Here is a 22,436-nt window from a genome sequence, read left to right as displayed (position 1 = left end):
GATACCCGCCTGATCGTTCATCACGTGGGATTCTCAATCTTCGGACGGAACATCGAGCAGGTCTACGCCAAGCGCGCCGCGACCGAGCTGCTCACGCCTCCCGCGAAGCCTCCGGTGTCGATCGTCTCGCCGTGGTCGCCGCAGGACAGCATCGTTACCTGGGCTGTCGACGACGCCCTGGGCGGGCTCCTCGACCGCAGCGTCCTTCCGCTCACCCGCGAGATTGCGCTCCGCCTCCCCGGCGTGAAGCGCGCGCACGGCATCATCTGTCGGCAGCTCGCGTCCATCCCGTTCTTCCAGATGGACAACGACGCCCGTACCGACGACCAGCCCGAGTGGCTGACGAACTCGCAGTCCGGTGTCGCCCCGTACCACCGCATGTACGGCGCCGCGTCGGACTGGTTCTTCAACGGGTGGGCCGCGTTCGGCTTCACCGAGGACATGACCGACTGCCTGCACATCCCGTTCGGCCTGTGGAAGATCAACGAGCACGGCATCATCGAGGTCACCGACGAGCGCGTGCCCGCCGAGTACACCGCCAAGATCATCGCCATTCCCCTCGGCTACGGAGAGAACGGTCTGCTGGTCGATGGAGCGGACACCATCCGGCAGGCCCGCAACGTCGAGGCCGTTTACCAGCAGCGCCTGGAGAACCCGATCCCGCTGACGACCCTCGAAGTCGACGGCGCCGTGTACGACCAGTGGGACGACCCCGAGATCGATGAGTTCCTCGACCAGTGGATCCGGAACCGTACCAAGCATGCGACCGCTGTGCACCCGTCTTACGTGAAGGTCGGGATGCCCGGTCAGGTGCAGGTCGACCTGTACGAGACGGGGCGCAACGCCGCCCGCCTCGACATCGCGAACCACACCGCGCTTCCCGCATCGATCCTGGAGGCGGTCCGGCAGGGAGGCGGCGGAGGCGGCACCGAGATGCGCTACCAGGGCGTCGCGAACGGCGGGGCTCGCTCCGACCTGTGGGACTTCGGTCTGGCTCGCGGCATGATGCTCGCCTTCGAGGCGCGGATGTCGCTCGACGACGTGTGCGACGAGGGCCTGTCCATCCGCGGCGACCTGACAGCGCAGAACGCGATCCCCGCCCTGAACACGAACCCCACGAGTGAGGACTGACCCATGCCCGACATCCAGATCGAAGGTGGCGAGGTCCTCGCCAACCTCGACGAGCGCACCCTGACCGGCCTGCTCCTGCCCTACGGCGAGGAGGGCCGCACCAACGTCGGCCGATTCACGGTCATGGCCGGCGACATCGCGATCCCCGAGGACCCCTCGGTCGTGTCCATCAACGAGGACCACGACCGCTTCCGTCCCATCGGACGCGCGACGCGCCTGTGGGAGACCACCGCCGGCATCATGGCCACGTTCGCAATCGGCCGCACGGCCGCCGGGGACGCCGCCCTCGCCGACACCACCCGGCGGTGCCTGTCTGCCGAGTTCAAGACCGGCATCAAGAACGGCCGCGCCACGGGCGGTGTGCTCGCCGCCGCCGCCAAGGTCGCACGCGGTGCGTTCCCGTCCGCTCAGGTCCTCGCGGCGGACGCCGAGATCGACGACGAGACCGTCGAGCTGGAGACCGGCGAGGAGGCCACCGTCGCCGAAGACCATTCCGAGGTCATCTACACCGACGAGGACGGTCGCACCTACCGCCGTGTGTACGACTCCGTGACCACGGAGGAGGCCACCGAGAACGGCACCGAGACCACCATCACCACCACCATCACCGAGGAACAGACCGAAGCGGATGCCGAGGTCGAAACCGAACAGGAGAACGAAGTGTCCGCAACCGCCATCCCCGCCACGCACCGCAACGGTGCCCCGGCCGCCACCACGACGCCGCGGCCGGCGAACCTCCAGCCCGTGTTCGCCGCCTTCGCGGCAGCGAAGGACGCCTTCAAGCTCGGCGGCGAAGCGCCCGCCGAAGCCGCCGCGGTCCTCGCCGCTCTCTCGGACATCACCATCAGCGGCGCGGGCTCCCTGCCCGCCGGTGGCGAAGTGCTCCAGCCGAACTGGCTCGGCCCGCTCTACCAGGGCATCCCGTACGAGCGGCAGTACATCACCCTCGGCAACCTCGGCACGAACATCACCGCCGCCGGCAAGAAGGGCTACACCCTGGAGCGGGGCACCGCCGGTGCGCGAGTCGAGCACTTCGACGGCACCTGGGCGGGCAACAAGCAGCCCATCAAGTCCGGGACCGGATTCACCGAGTCGGCCGCTTCGGAGCTGTTCCGGTTCGCGTTCGGCGTCGACATCGCCCGCGAGTTCTTCGACCTGCCCGGTGGAGCGGAGGTCGTCGAGGCGTTCCTCCGCCTCATCGTCGAGGACCACCTCGTCTGGTCCGACGAGATCGCACTCGACACCTGGGTCCAGGTCGCGGGCGCGCCCATCGCCCCCCAGGTCTACCCCGGCGTCGACGGCCACGACTACGCCGGAGCTATGGGCCAGCTCATCCAGGGCGTGCTCGCCGTGCGGCGCAAGAAGGCCGACGGCCGCCGCGACGTCCCGACGTTCGCCATCGCCAACGAGGCGGCATACGAGGAGATCCTCTACACGCCGAAGGACCTCGTGCCCGAGTTCGTGAACTTCGGTGCCAACACCGACGAGGGCATCACCGCGGACGGTCTGCGCATCGTGGTCGGCGACACCGGCATCGAGGACACCCCGTCCGTCATCGTCGGCACCAAGAACGCGGTCGACTTCGACGAGCTCTCCAACGGCCCGCTCCACATCGACGCGATCGACCTCGCCCGCGGTGGCATCGACAAGGCGATCCACGGCTACCTGCAGCGTCTCATCGTCCGCCCCGAGGCGGTCGTCCACATCGGCGTCGCTGACGCCTGAACCGGACGGGAGCGTAGGCATGGCTGAGTGGTACACCGCCACGGGCGACGAGGCACAGCAGCGTCTCGTCGACGCGTGGCCGGATGCCCCCATCGAGAACCTCGAAGTGTGCGGATTCCTCCTGGAGACCGCCCGCGTCCAGGTCCTCGCCTACGCTCCCGAGACCGGCACGCTCGCGGGTGCGGTCGAGCTGGCACTCGTCCAGTTCGGCCTCGCCGAGCGCCTCGCCGACGTGCTTGTGCTGCTCGACGCCGACCCGACCGACCCGCCGATCAACTACGTGTACGCGCAGCTCCAGCAGGCCACCAACCTTTGGAACGCCGGGCGCGTGTCCGGCGGCGGGGACGCCGGGATGGAGCAGTTCACGTTCACGCCGCGGCCGCTCGACAAGACCATCAAGCAGATCATCCGCCCGGTGCACGGAGGCCCTCGTGTCCGATGAGACCCCCACCGTCCGTGAGTACGTGTTCGGCGTCCTCAAGCCGCTGGTGCCCACCGACTGGAAGACCGACCCCGGCATCCCCAGTCAGATGCACTCGCTCGCTCGACCGCTCATGTGGCTGGAGTACACCGCGTTCGAGCCTCTCCCGGAAGCGCCCCTCGCGAAGATCGCCGCCACCGTGGACGTCTGTATCGCGACGAACCGCACCGACGTGCGCAAAGGCGAAGCGGACGCCGACGAGTCCGTCGCCGAGGTGTACGAGGCCGCCCTCTCCTCGCACAGCTTCTACAGCATCAGCGCCCGCAAGACGGTGTTCTGGGACGCCTACTTCGGGTGGCGGCTGAGCATCACCGTCGTCACGACCAACCCCGCCACCGACCCGCCGGCTCCGGCCGGCCCCACTCAGGAGTAAACCCTCATGCCTCAGATCGATGTTTCCCCCATCGTCCTCCGCGACTGTCTCGTCCGCGCCGCCACCTACGACTTCGAGAAGGCAATCTCGGGCGTCACGATCACGCCGACCACCGGCATGGTGACGTTCAACGGGCTGAGCCCCGACGCCGCCTACAACTTCCCGACCTCGACGACGTGGGCGACGCAGCTCGACTACGCGCAGGACTGGGAGACGGCGGACTCGCTCTCCATGTTCCTCTACGAGCACGAGGGTGAGATGGTCACACTCCTGTTCGAGCCGAAGCGTGGCGGTCTCGGCTGGGAGGTCGATGTCTTCATCGCCCCGGGCTCGATCGGTGGGCAGGTGAACACGGTAGCCACTTCGTCCGTGTCCCACGGCGTCCAGGGTCGTCCCCGCCCGGTGCCCGCGGGTACCGGCGCCTAAGCCGGTGGTGGCCATGCAGCTCGACGTGCGGCGCAGCCCGACGCTGACGGCGCTCGTCCAGGTCATGGCCACCATCCCGCGCGAGGTTGCGAAGGAGGCCCGCGCGCAGACCAAGCGCGTCATCGTCCCCGAGTGGAAGAAAGTCCTTGCCGAGAAAGCTCCCGGCGAGGCGATCTTTCACAAGCGCCTCGTGGCTCCCGCCACCGTGTACGTCTCCGACCGCGGCGCCAAGCTCATCGCCGGGGCGAACGGCAAGTTCCCCCGCGAGACCGAGTTCGGCGCCTACCGCGAGGACTACGCCACCTACCAGACCCGCCGCGGCTCGGTCACCCGCCGCACGCAACGGCAGTTCTGGCACTACGTCAAGGCCGGTCGAGTCGTCTACCCAGCGCTCCGCGAGTTCATCCCGCGGGCCTGGTCCCTCTACGCACAGACCGCTTACCGGACGGTCGCCGAGACCATCGAGAAAGCCACAGGAGCATGAGCAAGCGATTCGAGATCGATATCGGCTTGAACGCCTCCGGCGTCGCGAAGGGCGCGAAGGACGGGCAGAAGGCCCTCTCCGACCTGGAAGCCGCCGTCGAGGGCGTCGGCGAGGAGGCAGGCCGCTCCAGCCGCCCCGTCGACTCCTTCGCGTCCAAGCTCGTCGAAGCGTCCCGCAAAGCGGGCAAGTCGGACGACGACATCAAGGACGCCCTCCGCTCGATGGGGCTCTCCGCGAAGCAGGCGGAGCGCGCCGTCGAGGGCGTCGGCGACGAGCTCAAGGACGTTGGCCGAGATGGGGAACGCTCGCTCGACGGGATCGAGGACGCTCTCAAGGACATGAAGCGGCAGTCCGATCGCACGTTCGATGACATCGGCGACGCCGGAGCGCGCGGTTTCGCGAAGGCTGAGGAGGGCGTGAAGGGGCTCAAGGATGAGGCGATGCAGTCCGCTCGTGAGACGGCGGCGAGCTTCGATGGGTCCTTCGAGTCCATCGCGGAACTCGGTCAAGAGGTCGCCGCGAACGCGTTCGCCGACTTCGGGCCGGCAGGTGCGGCCGCGGGCCTCGCCGTCGCCGCCGCGGCCGGCGTCATGGTGAACCACTTCAACGAGGTTCAGGAGGCCGCCGACGAGGCGCGCGACTCGGCGTTCAAGCTCGCGTACGACGTCGCGGGCTCTCTCGACGCCGCGGGCTACACGGAACGACTGCGCGAATGGACCAGCGAGACGGAGAAGCACAAGCAGATCCTGGACCTCGTGACGGTCTCCGGGTGGGACCAGGTGGACGTCATCGACGCGCTGGCCTCGGGCGGCGACAAGCTCGACCGACTCACCGCAGCTTTCGCGAGTAACGGCATGACCACCGCGGTCACGTCGGGGCGTGTCCGGGAACTCGAGGCCGTGCTCAAGGCGACCGAGGAAGGCTACATGAGCGGCACCGACGCCGCGCGCCTGAACGAGCGAGCGCTCTACGAGTACGCCAAGACGGTAGGCACCGCCACGGGCGAGGTCGACGCCCTCGGCAACGCGATCTTCGTGCTCCCGGATCAGAAGGAGCTCTCGGTCAACGCCCACACGCAGACCGCGACCGAGAACATCCAGCGCGTCGGCGACGCCGCCCGCAACGTCCCCGACGCGGAAATCAACGCCCGCGTGAACGGGCTCAACCAGGTGCGCGTCGACCTGGAAGCCCTCACGCGGCCGCGCACGATGACGATCACCGCGCGCCTCAACCAGCAGTTCGCGCAGAACATGGGGTGGGACCGATGAGCACGACCATCACGCACTCGTCGGGCGTTATCACTCCCACCGTCCAAGACGGCTACGCGGCACGCATCAAGACCCGCACCCGCGTCCACACCATCCTCGGACGCCGCGACCCCGACATCACCTTCCGGCCCGCCGGGCTCCGGGCGGGCACGCTTCCCCTCGTGTTCGCATCGCGGGCCGCAGCGTGGGCGGCCGTGGATGTGCTCGTCGTCGGCCAGGTGTTCACCTTCGATGACTCCGACAACCCCGAAATCGGGATGAAGTTCGTCGTACCGGAGGGAGAGCTCGAGCCCCGCCTCGACGATGAGACCCGTTCGGTGTGGCTCCTCGACGTGCCCTTCCAGGAGGTGTCGGTATGACGACTCTCTCCGAGCACATCTACACCGCCCGCGTCCTCGACGCCGGCGGCGACGTCGCCCTGTCGCTGGACGAGGACCAGCAGGGGTGGATCGGACTCGACTCGTCGGGTATCCCGCACGTCGAGGGAAGCCTCACCGTCGCGGTGGAGGACCCGATGCTCCTGGACCGGCTCGACCCGCGCGACGGTCGACGGGTCGTGATCGACGTGACCGGCAAGCTTCCGGGCGGGACCGTCTCGCGCACTTTCAACCTCGGCATCCGGGAGGCGACTCCCGACCGTGCTCAGGGCAAGGTGACGTTGCGTCTCGCGTCGGACGAGGCGCTGCTCATGGACTACGCGCAGCTCGTCGACGACAACGGGCCCCGCGGGTTCGAGTCCTCGCTCCGGGCCGTGTGTGAGTACGTTCTCGGGCGCGTGAGCGGCATCGCCCCGAACCGTGCTCAGAGCCCGCGAGGCACGAGCGCGGGGCCGTGGAGCGCGAGCCAGTCCGCCGCAGGCACCCCGTCCCTGGCGCCGGCGAGCACCCCAGGTATGAACGTCGGCGGGGTTGGCCTCGACACGTTCCTACGCGCTGAGGCGACGGCCGCGAGCACCTATCTCGACATTCGAGGGACCGCGGCGAACAACATCCTCGCCGAACCGCTCGGGACGGCGATCACGATTTCGGCGTGGGTGCGGCCCTCTTCCATCGGGACGCCGCTCGGTCGCGTGTATGTGCAGCAGTACGACGCCGCGGGCGTGCTCCTCGGCACGTCGGACGTGAGCGCGGCGGCGCCGTCCGGTGTGTGGTCGCGGGTCAGCCTCACTGTCGCCCGCCTGCCGTTCGCGGTGCGTGTGGTTCCGATCTTCCGGGTGACCGGCACCGTGCCCGTCGGTGCTCGGCTCGACGCGACCGGCTTTGTGACGGAGCAGGCGTCCGTGGTCGGCCCGTACCGGGACCGCGTGCTCACGCCCGGGGCCGACGATGCCGACGTGACGGCGTATTGGCCGCTTACCAACCTGGCAGTGAACCCGGCCGCCCGGGTGGACGCCGCCGGGTGGGTCGCCGGGTCCGGCGCGACCGGTGTCGCACGGTTCGTCTCGCCCACGATCTTCGGCCTCCCCACGATCCGGTACACCGCCACCGGCGCCGGAAACGCCTTTCTGAACACGCCCGCACAGGACGTCCGCGTGACGCCGGGACGGATCATCACGGCGAGTGTCTACCTGGCATCGGCGAGCACGTCGCGGCCGGCGCGCATCATGCTCCGGTTCAAGGATCAGAGCGGCGCGACGATCCTCGACTCCTACTCCGACCCGGTGAACACGTCCACCACGACGGACGCGCCCACGCGGATCAGCCGGTCGCGGCGCGTGCCGCCGAACGCGACGACGGTCAGCGTCTACGTCAACACGACCGTGAACGCCGCCAACCAGAATCACTACGTCTCCGCGATGATGCTCCACGAGGGCGCGGAGCTTGTGCCGTTCTTCGACGGGTCGACCACCAACGGCGGCGGCTACACGTTCGCTTACGAGGACGCGCCCTATACGTCCACCTCGACCCGCACGCCGAACGTCGAGCGAGACCCGGAGTCGCTTGTGTGGCGCGCCGGAGTGTCCGGTATGGAGTTCCTGCACCCCCTGCTCCTCGCGAGCGGGCTCCGCCTCGTGTGCGACGAGCGCCGCGGGTGGAGCCTCCGCCCCGCGAACTACCGGGCGGTCGGGGATCAGGTCTACCGCCACGGCGTGAACATCGAGACCGCTGACGAGCAGCTCTCCCGAGACGGCGAGGACTGGTTCGACGCGGCCGTGTACGAGTACACCTGGACGGACAAGGACGGGATCGCGCAGCGCCGCCTGGATGCCTTCGCGCTCACCGCCAACCCGACGAAGGTTCTCCGGGTCGAGGTGACCAACACCCCGTATCCCGGGCCGGGGCGTGCCGAGAACGTCGTCCGCCGCGCGCAGGGCCGTGGGCGCACCGTCACGGTCTCCGCTATCCCGACGTGGACCGAACGCCCCGACCAGACGATCAGCGTGCTCCTGGAGGGCACCCCGATTCAGACGGGCATCGCGGGGAGCATCCGGTTCGACCTCTCCGAGGACACCGTGACCGCGACCTCCCGCACCACCGACACCCCTGCCGGCGCGTGGGTGCTCCGCCCGAGCACGCAGCGCTGGATCGACGTACCGAGCACCGAAACCTGGATTGGAGCATCCTGACATGCCCGAGAGCTACACGGGGACCGAGGGGACCGCCGCGGCCGCGGCGGGCCTGCCCGTCCTCGACGGAACCGAGAAGGTCAACCAGGGCCACCTTGCGGTCAACAAGACGCGCGACATGGTGGCGACGCGCGTCTTCGGAACCGCGCAGATCGCCAATGGCGCGGTGACCGTCGCGAAGGCCGACACCTACACCGATCCGAGCGACGGCGCGAACAAGATCCCGCGCTACAACTCCACCGGCAAGCTCGCCACGAACGACCCCACCGCGCCCCTCCACGCCGCCAACAAGCAGTACGTCGACGCGAAGGTCGCCGCGATCCCGACACCGGACCTCAGCAGCCGCGTCGCGAAGACCGGCGACACGATGACCGGGAACCTCGGCATCGACGGCGCGCACCTGATCGTGCCCGCCGCCGCCCCGGCGACACAGGCCTACTCCGTGGCCTACATCAACGGTGACGGTCGGCTGTCTCGGGGCGCGTCGTCCGAGCGGTACAAGAAGTACATCAGCGACATCGACCCGGACGCGCTCGGCGACCTCTGGCCGCAGCTCGTCCGCTACCAGATGCGGCAGGGCGACGGAACGTGGAAGTACGGCTACATCGCCGAGCGCCTGGCGGAGAACGTCGATCAGGAGCCGTTCGTCGTCTATAGCGAGTTCGACGGCGAGCAGGTGCCGGAGTCCATCGACTTCATCGCGCTCCTCATCGCGCAGAACGCGCAGCTCCACCACGCGGTGGACCTGCTCGCGCAGCGCCTCGACGCACTGGAGGCCCGCGATGGCCGTTGACGGAACCGCCGCCGCCCGGTGGCTGCTCGCTCAAGGGCCGCTGCAGCATCACGGCGCGTGCCTCTACTACGTGTGGCAGGCGTACAAGGCGCAGGGAGCCGCGACTAGCCGCTCCGCCTACGACGCCCTCGACGCCTGGCACCGCACCGAGGGGAAGCACTACGACGCTAACCCGCCCGCCGGTATGCCGGTGTGGTTCGGCGCGAAGCCCAGTTCCGACGCGGGCGATGTCGTCATCAGCCTCGGCGGTGGGCGCGTCGTCGCCACCGACCAGCCCCGCTACGGCGTCGTCGGCACCTGCACCATCGCTGAGCGTGCCGCCCTGGTCGGACGGCCGTACCTCGGCTGGACCGATCACATCTTCGACCAGCCCATCAGCGCGCCCGCCCCGGCCGGCGGGAGCGCGATACCCACCCCCGCACCCATCCCATTCACAGACGAGGACGACGACATGCTCACCACGTTTTACGCGACCCAGTCCGACGGGACCAAGCCCCAGAAGGGTCGCGTCTTCATGATCTTTCGGGACTCCCGCACCGGCAACCTCGCCAAGCGGCACTTGCGCCCCAAGAGTACCTGGGACGCGATCAAGGCCGCGCACGCCGCCGCGGGCGAGAAGCTGCCCCACATCACGATGACGTCGACCGCGCTCGACGACATCGAGACCGCGAAGTAGAACGGCGAATGAGCGACCCCGTTCTCATCGCGATCGTCGGGTGCGTCCAAGCTGTCACGGTCGCACTCGTCGGCGTGATCGCTGTCCGCATCGGAAAGGTCCGACGCGACACGACCGTCGCGAGGGAGCAGCTCGAGAACGACCACACCACGAACCTCCGCGAGGAGAACGACGGACGCCACGCCGAAACCGCCGGCTGGTTCCGGGAGCTCCGACGCGACATCGGCGGTATCCGCGAAGAGATCCGCGGTATCCGCCAAGACCATCGACACCTCTCCGCACGCATCGACCGCATCGACACGAAAGGCCCAACACTATGACTACCACCTCGCGGCGCTCGCATCGCGCCAAGCTCATCGCCGACCTCGCTGACCCCACCGTCTTCGCCGCGGACGCCGAAACGCCGGAGGTCGACTACCGGCCCGCCGTGCCCGCGCGCGTCCGCGACGCGGTGTACTGGACCACCCTCGGCGTCGCGGCGGCCTCGGCGCTCGTCTCGGGCGTCGCGGGCGTCTGGTTCCCGGACCTCGCCCCGCAGGTGCTCGCCACTGGCGGAGTCCTGACGGGAGTCATGGGCATCGTCGGCGGCGGTGTCGGCGTCGTCTACCGCCCCGGCGCTGGCCGCTAGTCGCGCGAGCACGCCTCCGCCGCCGCCACGATGTCCTGGAGATACTCCTCCTGGTCCTCGTCGGCGACGGCGGGCGCGGGCGCGTCCGCGGCGTAACCGTGGCGGGCCATGCACTCCTGGTAGGCCTCATTCTCGGCTTGCGCGCGGAGCGTGTTCAGGATGACGACGCCCACGATGATCGCGGCGATGAGGAGTGCGGCCACGGCCGAGCCGACGATCACGATGATGCGGGTTTGCTTCGTCATGCCGCGATCTTAGCGGCACCCCTCCCGGACCGTGCGGGCACCTCGCGCGGCGCGAGCGTGCGGATGCCGTCCTGCTTCCGGCGCTCGCTGACCGCGGTGTATATCTGCGTCGTCGACAGGTGCTCATGCACGAGTAGCTCTTGGACGACGCGAATGTCGACGCCCTGCTCCACGAGGTCGGTCCCGAAGGCGTGGCGGAGCGAGTGCGGCGTGAGCTTCGGGTCGGTGATTCCGGCGCGCACCTTCGCCTTCGTGATGAGGTCGGTCACCGACGATGCCCGGATATGGCCGGCCTGCCCGCCGCGCGCGGGGAACCAGTACCCGTCACGGGGCATCGTGAGCGCGAGGTCGGCGATGACGTCGTGCAGCGGGAGGCGGCGCTCCTTGCCGCCCTTGACGAGCGTCGCGATGGTCCGGCCGTCGAGGTCGATGTCGTGGCCGTGCACGCGGGCGATGGACGAGACGCGGAAGCCCTGGTAGTACCCCAGGAGGATCATCGCGCGCGTCTTCGCGTACGCGCCCGAGGTCAGCATCGCGTCGATCTGCTCGGGCGTGAACGGCCGCGGCTGACCCTTCGGCACGCGCACCACGGGCAACTTCGCCGCGGGGTTGTCGGCGCGCAGGCCCTCGTCCTGCAGGAACGTGTAGAACGCGATCAGCGCGCCGCGCTCGGTGCGCCGGGTGCCGGCGCTCACGGCGTCGTCGCGGCCGATGTACCGGCGCAGGGTGAACACGTCACAGTCGACGAGCGTCCCGGTCCGCCGTGCGAAGGTGGTCAGGATGCTCCTACGGTTGCGGATCGTCGTCGCGGCGAGGTTCTGCGCGCGCTGGTAGTCGATGAACATCTCAAGAGCGGTGATGTCCTGGAAGTGCATGTGTCTCTCCTCGGGTTGGAAGGCCCCCTCCAGAGCCTGTGAGATGACCGTACGGAGCGTCTCGAAACGCGCGCGACGACCGACGCGCCCAGGAATCACGGCGATTCACTGAGCGCGTCGTTTACGGGAGCCGGTGGCCGCTACGGTGTACGCAGCACTCGTGGGACCGTGTGGACCCGGGGGCGCTTGCCGCGCAACTTGGCCAGCCTCTTGGCCCGGAGCCTCGCCCGCACGCGCTCGTGAGCCTCGACCAGGCCCGCAATTCGCTGGCAACGCTCAGTGCATCTCGCGTGGACGCTCACGATGCAGCCCTCGCTGCGAAGAGGTTTACGATGGGTGCCAAGCGTGGGGACTCCACCGTGGATGTCGTCGGTTCGATCCCGGCAGGGCCCACCCGTATCGATTGCAGCGGGGAGCGGCAATGGCGCGACGCATCGTCATCAGCGGGGCCTCAGGCCTCATCGGTTCCGCCCTCGCCGCCTCCCTGCGGGCGGACGGCATCGAGGTGAGCACCCTCGTGCGGCGTCCTCCACAGGCGGAGGGCGAGATCGAATGGTCGCCGGGGGACACCGCGCTCGACCCGGATGCGCTCGCGGGAGCGGAGGCCGTCGTCGGCCTCGGAGGCGCGAGCGTCGGCCGGCTCCCGTGGACGCGAGGATATCGCCGTCAGCTCGTCGAGTCGCGGCTCGACGCGACGAACACCCTGACCACGGCCCTGCGCGCTCTGCGCACCGACGCGCCGGCCTTCCTCTCCGCCTCCGCCGTGGGCTTCTACGGATCGGCGCCCGGCGAGGTGCTCACCGAGCACTCCGGCCCCGGGAGCACCTTCCTCGCCGACCTCACCGTGCGCTGGGAGACGGCCGCGCGACGAGCGGAGGACCACACGCGGGTCGCCCTGCTGCGGACGGCACCGGTGATCCACCGCCGGGGTGTGCTCCGACCCATGATCACGCTGACGAAGCTCGGCCTCGCCGGCCCGCTGGGGCCGGGTACGCAGATCTGGCCGTGGATCTCCCTGGACGACGAGGTGCGCGGCATCCGGCATGTCCTCGATGAGAAGCTCGTGGGGCCCGTCAACCTCACCGGACCCACGAGGGCCTCGGCGAACGACATCGGACGCGCGCTCGCGCAGCGGATGCACCGGCCGTTCTGGGTGCCCGCTCCCCGGTGGGCCCTGCGCCTCGCCCTCCGCGATGCGGCCGAGTCCTTGCTGCTCCCGGATGCGGACGTGCGGCCTGAGGCGCTGCAGCAGTCCGGCTTCCGCTTCACCCATCGCACCGCTGCGGATGCGGTGGCCGCGGCGGTCTGACGCCGACGCGATTCTCCCGGCGAGGCCCCTGCCATGACGGCGACCGCGCTGTCAGGATGGGCGCATGGAGATCATCGAGAACTCGAAGCTCACCGTCGTCGGCGCCGGAAGCGTCGGATCGAGCGTGGCCTATGCGGCTCTGATCCGGGGATCAGCCCGCCACGTCGCCCTGTACGACATCGCGACGGAGAAGGTCGAGGCGGAGGTGCTCGACCTCGCGCACGGCACGCAGTTCACCGGCAGCAGCGACATCATCGGCGGCAGCGACATCTCGGTGGCGGCCGGCTCCCACGTTGTGGTCATCACGGCGGGAGCGAAGCAGAATCCGGGGCAGACACGCACCGAGCTCGCCGGGGTGAACGCCGGCATCATCCGGCGCATGATGCCGGAGCTGCTGTCGGTCGCGCCGAACGCGGTCTACGTCATCGTCACGAACCCGTGCGATGTGCTCACCGTCATCGCGCAGCAGGAGACAGGACTGCCGCCGGAGCGCATCTTCGCGTCGGGCACCGTGCTCGACACGTCTCGGCTGCGCTGGAAGCTGGGGGAGCGGGCGGGCGTGTCCACGGCCAGCGTGCACGCCCACATCATCGGAGAGCACGGCGACACCGAGTTCCCGCTCTGGTCGCGGGCGACGATCGGCACGGTCCCGATCCTCGACTGGGAGACCCCGGGGCACCCGCGCTTCACTCTGGAGGAGCTGGACGAGATCGCCGTCGACGTCCGGGACGCCGCCTACAAGGTGATCCAGGGGAAGGGCGCCACGAACTACGCGATCGGGCTCTCCAGCGCGCGCATCGTGGAGGCGATCCTCCGGGACGAGCATGCGGTGATGCCCGTGAGCACGGTTCTCCGCGACTTCCACGGGATCGACGGCGTCGCCCTGTCCGTGCCGTCGATCGTCAGCGCCGCCGGGGCCGTCCCGATCCGCACGACGGCGTTCTCGGAGCGGGAACTCGAGCTGCTGCGGCAGTCGGCCGACGCACTCACCGCGGTCGCCGCATCCCTGCAGGAGTGACGGCGGGTGGGGCGGCGGTCCGCCCCACCGGGGCTCACCGGCCGTGCGGATCGGTGCGGTTGAGCACCGCGACGACCTCGTCGTAGTCGCCCCGTGCCTCGCCGTAGCGGAGGAACTTCACCCGCTCGACCTGGATCTCGGTCGCGTCGGGCTGGGTCTCGATGAGCGTCATGACCTCGTCGATGAACGCGTCGAGGGGCAGTGCGGCCTCGTTCTCCGCATGCCCGGGCATGAGGTCCGTGCGCACCGCCGGGGGCTCGAGCTCCTGCACCGCGACGGTCGTGCCGGCGAGCTGCAGCCGCAGCGACTCGCTGAACATGTGGATCGCCGCCTTGCTCGCGTTGTACGTGGGCGTGACCTTCAGGGGTGCGAAGGCGAGACCGGAGGAGACGGTCATGATGGTCGCCGAGGGCTGGGCCTGCAGATGCTCGATGAAGGCCGCGATGAGGCGGATCGGGCCGAGGATGTTCGTCGTGACGGTCTCCTCGGCGGTGGACAGGAAGCCGGCCGGCGTGGTCCAGTCCTCCGCCCGCATGATGCCGGCCATCGTGACCAGCACGTTCAGCGTCGGATGCGCGGCGAGCACCGCGGCCGCGGCCTCGTCGATGCTCGCCGGGTCGGCCGTATCGATGCGGATCGTGCGGAGTTCGGGATGCGCGGCAGCGATCGCGGCCAGCCGGTCCTCTCGGCGTCCCCCGACGATCACGGTGTTGCCACGCTCCTTCAGCTGGAGGGCCAGCGCCAGGCCGATCCCGCTCGTCGCGCCAGGGATGAAGATGGTGTTTCCGGTGATGTCCATGGCCCCAGCCTCGGCGCTGCGCCTGCGCCGTTCCAGAGACGGCTGATCGGGGGACCGGCGGTCCCTGGATCCCGTCCCGTGTCCGGGGGATACTGCACGGATGGATCGCGATGCCCTGGCCGACTTCCTCCTGCGCCGTCGGGAGGCGCTCCGTCCCGCCGACGTGGGTCTGCCCGAGGGAACTCGTCGGCGGACGGCCGGGCTGCGCCGGGAGGAGGTCGCGCAGCTGGCGACCATGTCGACGGACTACTACACGCGTCTCGAGCAGCGTCGCGGCCCGCAGCCGAGCGCGCAGATCCTCGCCGCCCTCGCCCGTGCGCTGCGGCTGTCCTCGGACGAGCGCGACTACCTCTACCGGCTCAGCGGGCTCAGCGCTCCCGATCGCGCGGTGATCACCGACTACGTCCGTCGCGGCATCCTCCGCGTGCTCGACCGTCTGCACGACACCCCGGCGTTCGTGGTCTCGGCTCTCGACGAGGTGCTGGTGCAGAACGACGCCTCCCGGGCGCTGATCGGAGACGCGAGCGGTCTGACCGGGTTCGACCGGAGCGGCATCCATCGCTGGTTCGCGCGACCGGAGGAGGAACGGCGTCGGTACCGGGAGGTCGATCACCCCCGGCAGTCACGGGCGCTGGTGGCGGCGTTGCGCGCGGCGTACGGCACCATGGGCGCGCGGTCGCGGGCGGGGGAGATCGTGGCGGATCTGTCGGAACGGAGTCCCGAGTTCGTGCGGCTCTGGGCGGCCCACGAGGTCGCCCGTCGCTTCGAGCAGCACAAGGTGATCGTGCATCCGGAGCTCGGGGAGATCGAGGTGGACTGCCAGGCGCTGTTCACCGAGGACGAGTCGCAGGCGCTCATCGTCCTGACGGCGCAGCCGGGGAGCGAGGCGGCCGGGAAGCTGGAGTTCCTGCGCGTGCTCGGTACGCAGAGCGTCTGAGCCCTCCCCGCTCAGGACTCCTCGTGCACCGCGGGATCGCCGTCGAACAGGCGCCCGTCCGCGCGTCCGAGTGCGGTGATCGCGGCGACCTCCGCGTCGTCGAGCACGACGGCGGCGGCGGCGAGGTTCGCGGCCTGGTGCTCCGCGGACGACGCCTTCGGGATCGCGACCGTCTCCCTGGCCACGTGCCAGGCGAGGACGGTCTGCGCGGGCGTGATGTCGTGAGCGGCGGCCACCTCGCGGACGACGTCCTCGTCGAGGAGGGCCTGCGCACGCCCCAGCGGGCTCCAGGCCTCGGTGAGGATGCCGTGCTCCCGGTGGTAGGCCAGCTGCTCCTCCTGCGGGAAGTACGGGTGCACCTCGATCTGGTTCACGACCGGCCGGACCCCGGTCTCCCGTTCGATGCGCTCGAGATGCTCGGGGAGGAAGTTCGAGACGCCGATCTGGCGGACCACGCCCCGCGACTGGGCGTCCACGAGCGCCTCCCACGCCTCGATGTACTCGTCCTGGCTCGGGTTCGGCCAGTGGATGAGGTGCAGATCGGTCGCGTCGAGGCCGAGGCGGGAGCGGCTCTCCTCGATGCTGGCGGTCGCCGTCGCGCGGGCATGGTGCCGCCCGGGGAGCTTCGTCGTCACGATGACCTCGGAGCGGGGGACGCCGGAGGCCGCGACGCCGCGCCCGACGGAGCCCTCGTTCTCGTAGTTGAACGCCGAGTCCACGAGGCGGTAGCCGCCACGGAGGGCCTGGGCGACGGCATCCGCTCCGGCGTCGCCGTTCAGCCGATACGTGCCGAGGCCGAGTGCCGGCAGGGCGAAGCCGTTGTGGGCGCGGAAGGTGGGGACAGTGGTCATCGGTGCTCCTGGCGTTGGCGTGCCTCCAGCGTAGGGCGAGTTGGCGCCGCACGGCCCTCCGCGCAATGCTGGCAGGTATGACCCTGATCGTCGCGCTCCCATGACGGCGTCCTTCCGCTGCCCCTGCGCTTCGGGGGACACCGTCGCCGCGTGCTGCGGCCCCCTCCTCGGCGGCGCTCCTGCCCCGACCGCCGAGCGGCTGATGCGCTCCCGGTACACCGCGTTCTTTCGTGAGGACGGGGCGTACCTGCTCCGCACCTGGCACCCGGAGACGCGACCGGAGACGATCACCTTCGAGGCGGACCTGGAGTGGCGGCGTCTGCTGATCGTGGACCGCGTGGCGGGCGGCCCTTTCGACACGGAGGGCGTGGTCGAGTTCGAGGCGTTCTGGCGGCAGGGCAGCACGCGCGGATCGCTGCACGAGCGCAGCCGCTTCGTCCGTGAGGACCGGACGTGGTTCTACGTGGACGGCGACATCCGATGATGCGGCCCTCGGCCCGGCAGCGACTAGATTTGAGAGCGTGAACGCCACCCCGGAGAACCAGCGCACCCTGCTCGACATCGCGGACCTCGACCGGCGCATCGCGCAGGCGGAGCGCGCCCGCACGCAGCCGAGCCAGGCGGGCCGGATCGCCGAGCTCGTCGCCATCCGTCAGGAGCAGCTCCGCGAGCTCACGGTCCTGACCGGCGCCAGGGACGACGCCCGCACCGAGCTCTCGCGGCTGGAATCGGACGTCGCGCTGGCCGAGCAGCGGCGCGACCGCGACGCCCAGCGCCTCGCGGCGGCCACCAACCCGAAGGAGGCGCAGGCTCTGGAGCACGAGCTCGCCAGCCTCGCCAAGCGTCTGAGCGACCTGGAGGACGCGGAGCTCGACGTCATGGGCCGGGTCGAGGAAGCCGACGCCGCCGTGGCCGCCCAGCAGGCGCTGCTGGATGCGACGACCGCGGAGGGGGGTGCCCTCACCGCGCAGGGCAAGGCCGACGTCGCCGCGGCGACTGAGCTCGGCGCCCAGCTCGCCCGCGACCGGGAGGCGGTCGCCGCCACCGTTCCCGCGCCGCTTCTCGCGGAGTACGATCGCCGCGCCGCGAACAGCGCCGGAGCGGCCCTCCTCACCCGCGGAACCTGCGAAGGCTGCCGCATGATGCTGCCAGGCACCGATCTCAACGAGATCCGTCGCGCGCCCGAGGACGAGGTCGTCTCGTGCCCCGAGTGCGGCTGCATCCTCGTGCGCACCGAGGAGTCGGGACTCTCGTCATGAGCGCATCCGGCCTGCACCGCCCGTGACGGCGCCGGCGTCGGGCCCGGAGCGACCCCTCGCGCTGGTCGGCCTCGGTGCGGGGGAGTACGCCGCGATCGAGCTGGACGAACACGGCGAGGAGCAGCAGCGCACGCTCCTGCCCGCGGCGGAACTCGCCGGATGGGTGGCGGCGGTCGAAGCCGCCGACGCCCCGCGGTGGATCATCCGCAGCGCGGCCGAGATCTACGCGCTGCTCCTGAGCGAAGGCGTCAGGATCACGCGCAGCCACGACCTCGTCCTCTGTCACGCGATCCTGCGCGACACAGCCATGGCGTCCACGCCGCTGGCACCCGCCGCGGCGTGGGAGCGCCGCGACCCGGTCGACACCACCCCCTCCCTGTTCGACGTCCTCGACGAGGAGTCCGGTGAGGACGCGGTCACCGCGGCACTCGAGCAGTACCGCGCGCAGCGGAGCGTGATGGCGGAGGCGGCCGACGGACGCCTGACGCTGCTGTGCGCCGCAGAGTCGGCCGGCGGGCTGATCGCCGAGGAGATGCGCGTCGCGGGGCTCCCGTGGGACGCCGGGGCGCACGACGCGATCCTCACCGAGACCCTGGGCGCTCGTCCTGCCGCGGGCGGGCTGCCCCGACGGATGGTGGAGCGCGGCGACGAGGTTCGAGCCCTGCTCGACGACCCCACGCTGCACCTGGACAGCCAGCCGAAGCTGCTGCGGGCGCTGCACCGCGTGGGCGTGTCGGTGGAGTCCACGAGCAAGTGGGAGCTGTCCGCCCACGAGCACCCCGTGATCGAACCGCTCCTCGCCTACAAGAAGCTGTCTCGACTGCTCAGCGCGAACGGCTGGACCTGGCTGTCGGAATGGGTGCAGGACGGCCGTTTCCGCCCGGTGTACATCCCCGGAGGGGTCGTGACCGGACGGTGGGCATCGGCCGGCGGCGGCGCGCTGCAACTGCCGCGCAACCTCCGCCCCGCTGTGCGTGCGGATCCGGGCTGGGCCCTCGTCGTCGCGGACGTCGCCCAGCTCGAGCCGCGGATGCTCGCGGCCATGGCGGCCGACGAGGCGATGGCGGCCGCGGCACGCGGCGGCGATCTCTACGCGGGGGTCGTCGCGTCGGGTGCCGTCGCGACCCGCGAGGAGGCGAAGTACGCGGTTCTGGGAGCGATGTACGGCGCCACCAGCGGCGACAGCGGGCGACTCGTTCCCCGGCTGCGGAAGGTCTATCCCCGCGCCATGGCGCTCGTCGACGACGCGGCGCGTGTCGGGGAGGACGGCGGCATCGTGTCCACCTGGCTCGGTCGCTCCTCGCCGCGTCCGCCCACGGAGTGGATGCGGCTGCAGGCTGATGCCACGGGCGCCGACGCCGATCCCGCCGTTGTCTCCCACGCCCGCCGCCGCGCACGGGAGTGGGGGCGCTTCACCCGGAACTTCGTCGTCCAGGGCACCGCGGCGGAGTGGTCGCTCATCTGGCTCGCCGAGATCCGTCACCGCCTGGCACAGCTTCCCGAGGTCTTCGGCGCGGCCGAGGCATCGGGGCCGTTCGCCCGGGAGCCGCACCTGGCGTTCTTCCTGCACGACGAAGTCATCCTGCACACACCGCAGGAGCACGCGGAGGCCGCGGCCGACGCCGTCCGCGAGGCCGCTGCCGTCGCCACCACCCGCCTGTTCGGCACCTTCCCGATCGACGTGCCGCTCGATCTGCGCATTGCGGACTCCGCCGAGAAGTGAGGCCCCGTAGACTGGAGGGGCGAATGGGTCGACTGGACGGTCGCGTGGCGGGCAACCGCACCGAGGAACGTCCGGGCTCCACAGGGCAGGGCGGTGGGTAACACCCACCCGGAGTGATCCGCGAGACAGTGCCACAGAGAGCAGACCGCCCCGCGAGGGGTAAGGGTGAAAGGGTGGTGTAAGAGACCACCGGGGGCCGTGGTGACACGGCCCGCCAGGTAAACCTCGCCCGGAGCAAGGTCAGACAGAGGATGATGACGCGGCCCGCCGAGTCCTCGGGTAGACCGCTGGAGCGGCACGGCAACGTGTCGCCGAGAGAGATGGCCGTCGAAGGGGCGAAGAACCCCGGAACAGAACCCGGCGTACAGGTCGGCCCATTCGCCTCGAACGCCGAAGGCCCCGATGACTCCCGTCATCGGGGCCTCCCTCGTTTGGGTCCCTGAGCCTGTCGAAGGGTCAGTCGCCGGCGAGCGAGGCCGCGCCGATGATGCCCGAGTTGTTGCGGTGGATCGCGGGGACGATCGGCGTCTTCAGGTCGAGCAGGGGCAGGAAGTCGCCTGCGTTCTTCGACACGCCGCCGCCGACCACGAACAGGTCGGGGCTGAACAGGAACTCGATGTGGGAGTAGAACGCCTGCAGGCGCTCGGCCCACTCCTCCCAGCTCAGGCCCTCGCGCTCGCGCGCCGAGGTGGCCGCATAGGTCTCGACGGACTCGTACTCGCGGAAGTTCAGGTGGCCGAGCTCCGTGTTCGGGAGCAGCACGCCGTCGTACAGGAACGCGGAGCCGATCCCGGTGCCGAGCGTGGTCAGGAGCGTGAAGCCGAGCACGTCGCGGGCGGCTCCGTGGCGGGCCTCCGCGACACCGGCGGCGTCGGCGTCGTTCACGAAGACGATGTTGCGGCCGAGGCCGTCGCGGAAGAAGCGCTCGGCGTCGAAGTCGATCCACTCCTTCGAGACGTTCGCCGCGGACAGGGTCTTGCCGCGCTTGACGATCGCGGGGAACGCCACGCCGAGCGGCAGGGTCGACTCGTGCACGTCGAGCGTCTTCAGGACCGTCTGCACCGCGACGAGGACGTCTTCCGGTGCCGCGCCGGCCGGAGTGGGCACGCGCACCCGATCCGAGGCCATGGTGCCGTGTTCGAGGTCGACGATTCCCGCTTTGATGCCCGTGCCGCCGATGTCGACGCCGATCGCTTTTGCCATGGCCGATAGCTTAGCGACCACGGTGCACGCCAGTAGGATCGATGACATCACCCCAACCGCTCGCGGGAAGAAGGAGCAGCCATGACCGACGGCGATCACAAGTACTGGTACAACTCCGTCACGGGCGAGGTCGAGTTCGGCATGCTGTCGCCGTCCATCGACCGCATCGGCCCGTTCGACACCGAGGCCGAGGCGCGTCGCGCCCCCGAGGTGCTCAAGGAGCGGTCGCGTGCCTGGGCCGAGGAAGAAGCCGCGGAGCAGGGCTGGGACGCGAAGCCGTCCAGCGGCTTCGGTGCGGAGAAGGGCCAGGGCGCAGAGTAGCCATGGACAAGCAGAGGGACTTCGTCCTCCGGACGATCGAGGAGCGCGGCGTCAAGTTCGTGCGCCTGTGGTTCACCGACGTGATCGGCACGCTCAAGTCCGTCGCCATCGCGCCGGCCGAGGTCGAGGGAGCCTTCGCCGAGGGCATCGGGTTCGACGGCTCCGCGATCGAGGGGCTGACCCGCACGTACGAGTCCGATCTGCTCGCCCAGCCCGACCCGACGACCTTCCAGACGCTGCCGTGGCGCGGGGAGATCGACCCGACCGCGCGCATGTTCTGCGACCTCACCACGCCCGACGGACAGCCCGCGGTGGCCGATCCCCGTCACGTGCTGAAGCGGACGCTCGCGAAGGCCGCCGATGCGGGCTTCACGTTCTACACGCACCCGGAGATCGAGTTCTACCTACTCAAGTCGTCGTCGTTCGGTCCTGAGGGGCCCGTCCCCGTCGACTCCGCCGGCTACTTCGACAACGTCCCCGGGGGCACGGCGCACGACTTCCGTCGCCGTTCGGTCCGCATGCTGGAAGACCTCGGCATCTCCGTGGAGTTCAGTCATCACGAGGGTGGCCCCGGCCAGAACGAGATCGACCTCCGCTACGCCGACGCCCTCACCACCGCAGACAACGTGATGACCTTCCGCACGGTCATCAAGGAGGTCGCGATCGAGCAGGGCGTGTACGCCACGTTCATGCCGAAGCCGCTCAGCGGCCAGCCCGGCAGCGGCATGCACACGCACATGTCGCTGTTCGAGGGCGATCAGAACGCGTTCTACGAGGAGGGCGCGAAGTACCAGCTCTCCAAGACGGGCCGTCACTTCATCGCGGGCCTGCTCAAGCACGCCAACGAGATCTCCGCCGTGACGAATCAGTTCGTCAACTCGTACAAGAGGCTCTGGGGCGGCGACGAGGCGCCGAGCTTCATCACGTGGGGCCACAACAACCGGTCTGCGCTCGTCCGCGTCCCGATGTACAAGCCGAACAAGGGGCAGTCCTCGCGCGTCGAGTACCGCGCGCTCGATTCCGCGGCGAACCCGTATCTCGCGTACGCGCTCATGCTCGCCGCCGGTCTCAAGGGCATCGAGGAGGAGTACGAGCTTCCGCCGGAGGCGGAGGACAACGTCTGGGCGCTGAGCGACGCCGAGCGCCGGGCGCTGGGCTACTCCGCCCTGCCCGCCAGCCTCGACCACGCCCTGGAGTACATGGAGGCCTCCGAGCTCGTCGCGGAGACGCTGGGGGAGCAGGTGTTCAACTACGTGCTGCTCAACAAGCGCAAGGAGTGGGAGGCGTACCGCGGCCAGGTAACGCCGCTGGAGCTGAAGAACAACCTCGAGCTCCTCTGAGCGCG

At 69.9% G+C, this 22,436-nt stretch carries 26 protein-coding genes and 1 other RNA gene; 22 read left to right on the top strand and 5 right to left on the bottom strand.

Annotated features, from left to right (window positions below):
- Positions 1-24: 24 nt before the first annotated feature.
- From ACFU8V_RS11580 to ACFU8V_RS11520, 13 genes are read left to right on the top strand one after another with little or no spacing between them, the layout of a single operon-like run.
- The gene (locus ACFU8V_RS11580; protein WP_378871261.1) at positions 25-1,131 is read left to right on the top strand and encodes a hypothetical protein; all 1,107 of its coding nucleotides are present in this window, start codon (positions 25-27) and stop codon (positions 1,129-1,131) included.
- Positions 1,132-1,134: 3 nt separating this feature from the next.
- On the top strand, positions 1,135-2,856 hold the full coding sequence (locus tag ACFU8V_RS11575) for a hypothetical protein (RefSeq protein ID WP_378871258.1): 1,722 nt from the start codon (positions 1,135-1,137) through the stop codon (positions 2,854-2,856).
- A gap of 19 nt (positions 2,857-2,875) precedes the next feature.
- Complete coding sequence (locus ACFU8V_RS11570; protein WP_378871255.1) at positions 2,876-3,298, top strand: hypothetical protein; 423 nt, start codon at positions 2,876-2,878, stop codon at positions 3,296-3,298.
- On the top strand, positions 3,288-3,710 hold the full coding sequence (locus ACFU8V_RS11565) for a hypothetical protein (RefSeq protein WP_378871252.1): 423 nt from the start codon (positions 3,288-3,290) through the stop codon (positions 3,708-3,710). Before ACFU8V_RS11570 ends, ACFU8V_RS11565 begins: the two co-directional genes overlap by 11 nt.
- Positions 3,711-3,716: 6 nt before the next feature.
- Positions 3,717-4,136, top strand: coding sequence for a hypothetical protein (locus tag ACFU8V_RS11560; RefSeq protein ID WP_378871249.1), 420 nt, complete (start codon positions 3,717-3,719; stop codon positions 4,134-4,136).
- Positions 4,137-4,140: 4 nt separating this feature from the next.
- Positions 4,141-4,620, top strand: coding sequence for a hypothetical protein (locus tag ACFU8V_RS11555; protein WP_378871246.1), 480 nt, complete (start codon positions 4,141-4,143; stop codon positions 4,618-4,620).
- Positions 4,617-5,888, top strand: a complete 1,272-nt coding sequence (locus tag ACFU8V_RS11550; RefSeq protein ID WP_378871243.1) for a hypothetical protein — start codon at positions 4,617-4,619, stop codon at positions 5,886-5,888. The genes ACFU8V_RS11555 and ACFU8V_RS11550 overlap by 4 nt, the downstream gene beginning before the upstream one ends.
- Positions 5,885-6,247, top strand: coding sequence for a hypothetical protein (locus tag ACFU8V_RS11545; protein WP_378871240.1), 363 nt, complete (start codon positions 5,885-5,887; stop codon positions 6,245-6,247). Before ACFU8V_RS11550 ends, ACFU8V_RS11545 begins: the two co-directional genes overlap by 4 nt.
- A complete protein-coding gene (locus ACFU8V_RS11540) occupies positions 6,244-8,454 on the top strand; it encodes a hypothetical protein (RefSeq protein WP_378871237.1) in 2,211 nt (736 codons plus the stop codon). The genes ACFU8V_RS11545 and ACFU8V_RS11540 overlap by 4 nt, the downstream gene beginning before the upstream one ends.
- Position 8,455: 1 nt before the next feature.
- Positions 8,456-9,247, top strand: coding sequence for a hypothetical protein (locus tag ACFU8V_RS11535; RefSeq protein ID WP_378871234.1), 792 nt, complete (start codon positions 8,456-8,458; stop codon positions 9,245-9,247).
- Complete coding sequence (locus tag ACFU8V_RS11530; protein WP_378871231.1) at positions 9,237-9,923, top strand: hypothetical protein; 687 nt, start codon at positions 9,237-9,239, stop codon at positions 9,921-9,923. Before ACFU8V_RS11535 ends, ACFU8V_RS11530 begins: the two co-directional genes overlap by 11 nt.
- 8 nt (positions 9,924-9,931) lie before the next feature.
- Positions 9,932-10,243 (top strand): hypothetical protein, encoded by a 312-nt coding sequence (locus ACFU8V_RS11525; protein ID WP_378871228.1) that lies wholly within the window; start codon positions 9,932-9,934, stop codon positions 10,241-10,243.
- Positions 10,240-10,551, top strand: coding sequence for a hypothetical protein (locus tag ACFU8V_RS11520; protein WP_378871225.1), 312 nt, complete (start codon positions 10,240-10,242; stop codon positions 10,549-10,551). The genes ACFU8V_RS11525 and ACFU8V_RS11520 overlap by 4 nt, the downstream gene beginning before the upstream one ends.
- Here ACFU8V_RS11520 and ACFU8V_RS11515 read toward each other — a convergent pair.
- Positions 10,548-10,796: a hypothetical protein gene (locus ACFU8V_RS11515; RefSeq protein ID WP_378871222.1), complete on the bottom strand. Its 249-nt coding sequence runs from the start codon at positions 10,794-10,796 to the stop codon at positions 10,548-10,550. The genes ACFU8V_RS11520 and ACFU8V_RS11515 overlap by 4 nt on opposite strands.
- Complete coding sequence (locus ACFU8V_RS11510; RefSeq protein WP_378871219.1) at positions 10,793-11,671, bottom strand: tyrosine-type recombinase/integrase; 879 nt, start codon at positions 11,669-11,671, stop codon at positions 10,793-10,795. The genes ACFU8V_RS11515 and ACFU8V_RS11510 overlap by 4 nt, the downstream gene beginning before the upstream one ends.
- A 421-nt stretch (positions 11,672-12,092) precedes the next feature.
- On the opposite strand from ACFU8V_RS11510, the gene ACFU8V_RS11505 reads away from it, so the two are divergent.
- Complete coding sequence (locus ACFU8V_RS11505) at positions 12,093-12,980, top strand: TIGR01777 family oxidoreductase (protein WP_378871216.1); 888 nt, start codon at positions 12,093-12,095, stop codon at positions 12,978-12,980.
- Between the two features lie 64 nt (positions 12,981-13,044).
- Entirely contained in the window at positions 13,045-13,998 is a 954-nt protein-coding gene (locus ACFU8V_RS11500; RefSeq protein WP_378871213.1) for an L-lactate dehydrogenase, read from the top strand.
- Between the two features lie 34 nt (positions 13,999-14,032).
- Here ACFU8V_RS11500 and ACFU8V_RS11495 read toward each other — a convergent pair whose 3' ends face one another.
- Positions 14,033-14,797 (bottom strand): SDR family oxidoreductase, encoded by a 765-nt coding sequence (locus ACFU8V_RS11495; protein ID WP_378871210.1) that lies wholly within the window; start codon positions 14,795-14,797, stop codon positions 14,033-14,035.
- 100 nt (positions 14,798-14,897) lie between these two features.
- On the opposite strand from ACFU8V_RS11495, the gene ACFU8V_RS11490 reads away from it, so the two are divergent.
- Positions 14,898-15,734, top strand: coding sequence for a helix-turn-helix transcriptional regulator (locus tag ACFU8V_RS11490; protein WP_378871207.1), 837 nt, complete (start codon positions 14,898-14,900; stop codon positions 15,732-15,734).
- Between the two features lie 11 nt (positions 15,735-15,745).
- On the opposite strand, the gene ACFU8V_RS11485 is transcribed toward ACFU8V_RS11490, so the two are convergent.
- Entirely contained in the window at positions 15,746-16,585 is an 840-nt protein-coding gene (locus ACFU8V_RS11485) for an aldo/keto reductase (protein WP_378871204.1), read from the bottom strand.
- 100 nt (positions 16,586-16,685) lie between these two features.
- Between ACFU8V_RS11485 and ACFU8V_RS11480 the strand changes: the two genes are divergently transcribed.
- The 4 genes from ACFU8V_RS11480 (at position 16,686) to rnpB (ending at position 19,948) form a co-directional block, all read left to right on the top strand.
- Positions 16,686-17,069: a YchJ family protein gene (locus ACFU8V_RS11480; RefSeq protein ID WP_378871201.1), complete on the top strand. Its 384-nt coding sequence runs from the start codon at positions 16,686-16,688 to the stop codon at positions 17,067-17,069.
- A gap of 37 nt (positions 17,070-17,106) precedes the next feature.
- Positions 17,107-17,844 (top strand): zinc ribbon domain-containing protein, encoded by a 738-nt coding sequence (locus ACFU8V_RS11475; protein WP_378871198.1) that lies wholly within the window; start codon positions 17,107-17,109, stop codon positions 17,842-17,844.
- A gap of 22 nt (positions 17,845-17,866) precedes the next feature.
- On the top strand, positions 17,867-19,567 hold the full coding sequence (locus tag ACFU8V_RS11470; protein WP_378871195.1) for a bifunctional 3'-5' exonuclease/DNA polymerase: 1,701 nt from the start codon (positions 17,867-17,869) through the stop codon (positions 19,565-19,567).
- Between the two features lie 24 nt (positions 19,568-19,591).
- Positions 19,592-19,948: RNase P RNA component class A (gene rnpB, locus ACFU8V_RS11465), an RNA gene on the top strand.
- Between the two features lie 75 nt (positions 19,949-20,023).
- On the opposite strand, the gene ppgK is transcribed toward rnpB, so the two are convergent.
- On the bottom strand, positions 20,024-20,770 hold the full coding sequence (ppgK, locus tag ACFU8V_RS11460; RefSeq protein ID WP_025103605.1) for a polyphosphate--glucose phosphotransferase: 747 nt from the start codon (positions 20,768-20,770) through the stop codon (positions 20,024-20,026).
- A gap of 81 nt (positions 20,771-20,851) precedes the next feature.
- Between ppgK and ACFU8V_RS11455 the strand changes: the two genes are divergently transcribed.
- Positions 20,852-21,091 carry a hypothetical protein gene (locus ACFU8V_RS11455; protein ID WP_025103604.1) on the top strand — a complete coding sequence of 80 codons (240 nt, stop codon included), beginning with the start codon at positions 20,852-20,854 and terminating at the stop codon, positions 21,089-21,091.
- A 2-nt stretch (positions 21,092-21,093) separates the two neighbouring features.
- Positions 21,094-22,431, top strand: coding sequence for a type I glutamate--ammonia ligase (gene glnA, locus ACFU8V_RS11450; RefSeq protein WP_025103603.1), 1,338 nt, complete (start codon positions 21,094-21,096; stop codon positions 22,429-22,431).
- The last annotated feature ends 5 nt before the right edge of the window (positions 22,432-22,436 follow it).

Origin of the sequence: Microbacterium sp. NPDC057658, assembly GCF_042799975.1 — a bacterium.
In the GTDB taxonomy this organism is placed as follows: Bacteria; Actinomycetota; Actinomycetes; order Actinomycetales; family Microbacteriaceae; genus Microbacterium.
This window is presented reverse-complemented; position numbering and strand designations above follow the sequence as displayed.

Excerpts from the sequence above, each read along its gene's own strand:
- ACFU8V_RS11575 (WP_378871258.1), top strand. The coding sequence starts at position 1,135 with ATGCCCGACATCCAGATCGAAGGTGGCGAGGTCCTCGCCAACCTCGAC.
- ACFU8V_RS11570 (WP_378871255.1), top strand. The coding sequence starts at position 2,876 with ATGGCTGAGTGGTACACCGCCACGGGCGACGAGGCACAGCAGCGTCTC.
- ACFU8V_RS11560 (WP_378871249.1), top strand. The coding sequence starts at position 3,717 with ATGCCTCAGATCGATGTTTCCCCCATCGTCCTCCGCGACTGTCTCGTC.
- ACFU8V_RS11550 (WP_378871243.1), top strand. The coding sequence starts at position 4,617 with ATGAGCAAGCGATTCGAGATCGATATCGGCTTGAACGCCTCCGGCGTC.
- ACFU8V_RS11545 (WP_378871240.1), top strand. The coding sequence starts at position 5,885 with ATGAGCACGACCATCACGCACTCGTCGGGCGTTATCACTCCCACCGTC.
- ACFU8V_RS11540 (WP_378871237.1), top strand. The coding sequence starts at position 6,244 with ATGACGACTCTCTCCGAGCACATCTACACCGCCCGCGTCCTCGACGCC.
- ACFU8V_RS11535 (WP_378871234.1), top strand. The coding sequence starts at position 8,456 with ATGCCCGAGAGCTACACGGGGACCGAGGGGACCGCCGCGGCCGCGGCG.
- ACFU8V_RS11530 (WP_378871231.1), top strand. The coding sequence starts at position 9,237 with ATGGCCGTTGACGGAACCGCCGCCGCCCGGTGGCTGCTCGCTCAAGGG.
- ACFU8V_RS11525 (WP_378871228.1), top strand. The coding sequence starts at position 9,932 with ATGAGCGACCCCGTTCTCATCGCGATCGTCGGGTGCGTCCAAGCTGTC.
- ACFU8V_RS11520 (WP_378871225.1), top strand. The coding sequence starts at position 10,240 with ATGACTACCACCTCGCGGCGCTCGCATCGCGCCAAGCTCATCGCCGAC.
- ACFU8V_RS11515 (WP_378871222.1), bottom strand. The coding sequence starts at position 10,796 with ATGACGAAGCAAACCCGCATCATCGTGATCGTCGGCTCGGCCGTGGCC.
- ACFU8V_RS11510 (WP_378871219.1), bottom strand. The coding sequence starts at position 11,671 with ATGCACTTCCAGGACATCACCGCTCTTGAGATGTTCATCGACTACCAG.
- ACFU8V_RS11505 (WP_378871216.1), top strand. The coding sequence starts at position 12,093 with ATGGCGCGACGCATCGTCATCAGCGGGGCCTCAGGCCTCATCGGTTCC.
- ACFU8V_RS11500 (WP_378871213.1), top strand. The coding sequence starts at position 13,045 with ATGGAGATCATCGAGAACTCGAAGCTCACCGTCGTCGGCGCCGGAAGC.
- ACFU8V_RS11495 (WP_378871210.1), bottom strand. The coding sequence starts at position 14,797 with ATGGACATCACCGGAAACACCATCTTCATCCCTGGCGCGACGAGCGGG.
- ACFU8V_RS11490 (WP_378871207.1), top strand. The coding sequence starts at position 14,898 with ATGGATCGCGATGCCCTGGCCGACTTCCTCCTGCGCCGTCGGGAGGCG.
- ACFU8V_RS11485 (WP_378871204.1), bottom strand. The coding sequence starts at position 16,585 with ATGACCACTGTCCCCACCTTCCGCGCCCACAACGGCTTCGCCCTGCCG.
- ACFU8V_RS11480 (WP_378871201.1), top strand. The coding sequence starts at position 16,686 with ATGACGGCGTCCTTCCGCTGCCCCTGCGCTTCGGGGGACACCGTCGCC.
- ppgK (WP_025103605.1), bottom strand. The coding sequence starts at position 20,770 with ATGGCAAAAGCGATCGGCGTCGACATCGGCGGCACGGGCATCAAAGCG.
- ACFU8V_RS11455 (WP_025103604.1), top strand. The coding sequence starts at position 20,852 with ATGACCGACGGCGATCACAAGTACTGGTACAACTCCGTCACGGGCGAG.
- glnA (WP_025103603.1), top strand. The coding sequence starts at position 21,094 with ATGGACAAGCAGAGGGACTTCGTCCTCCGGACGATCGAGGAGCGCGGC.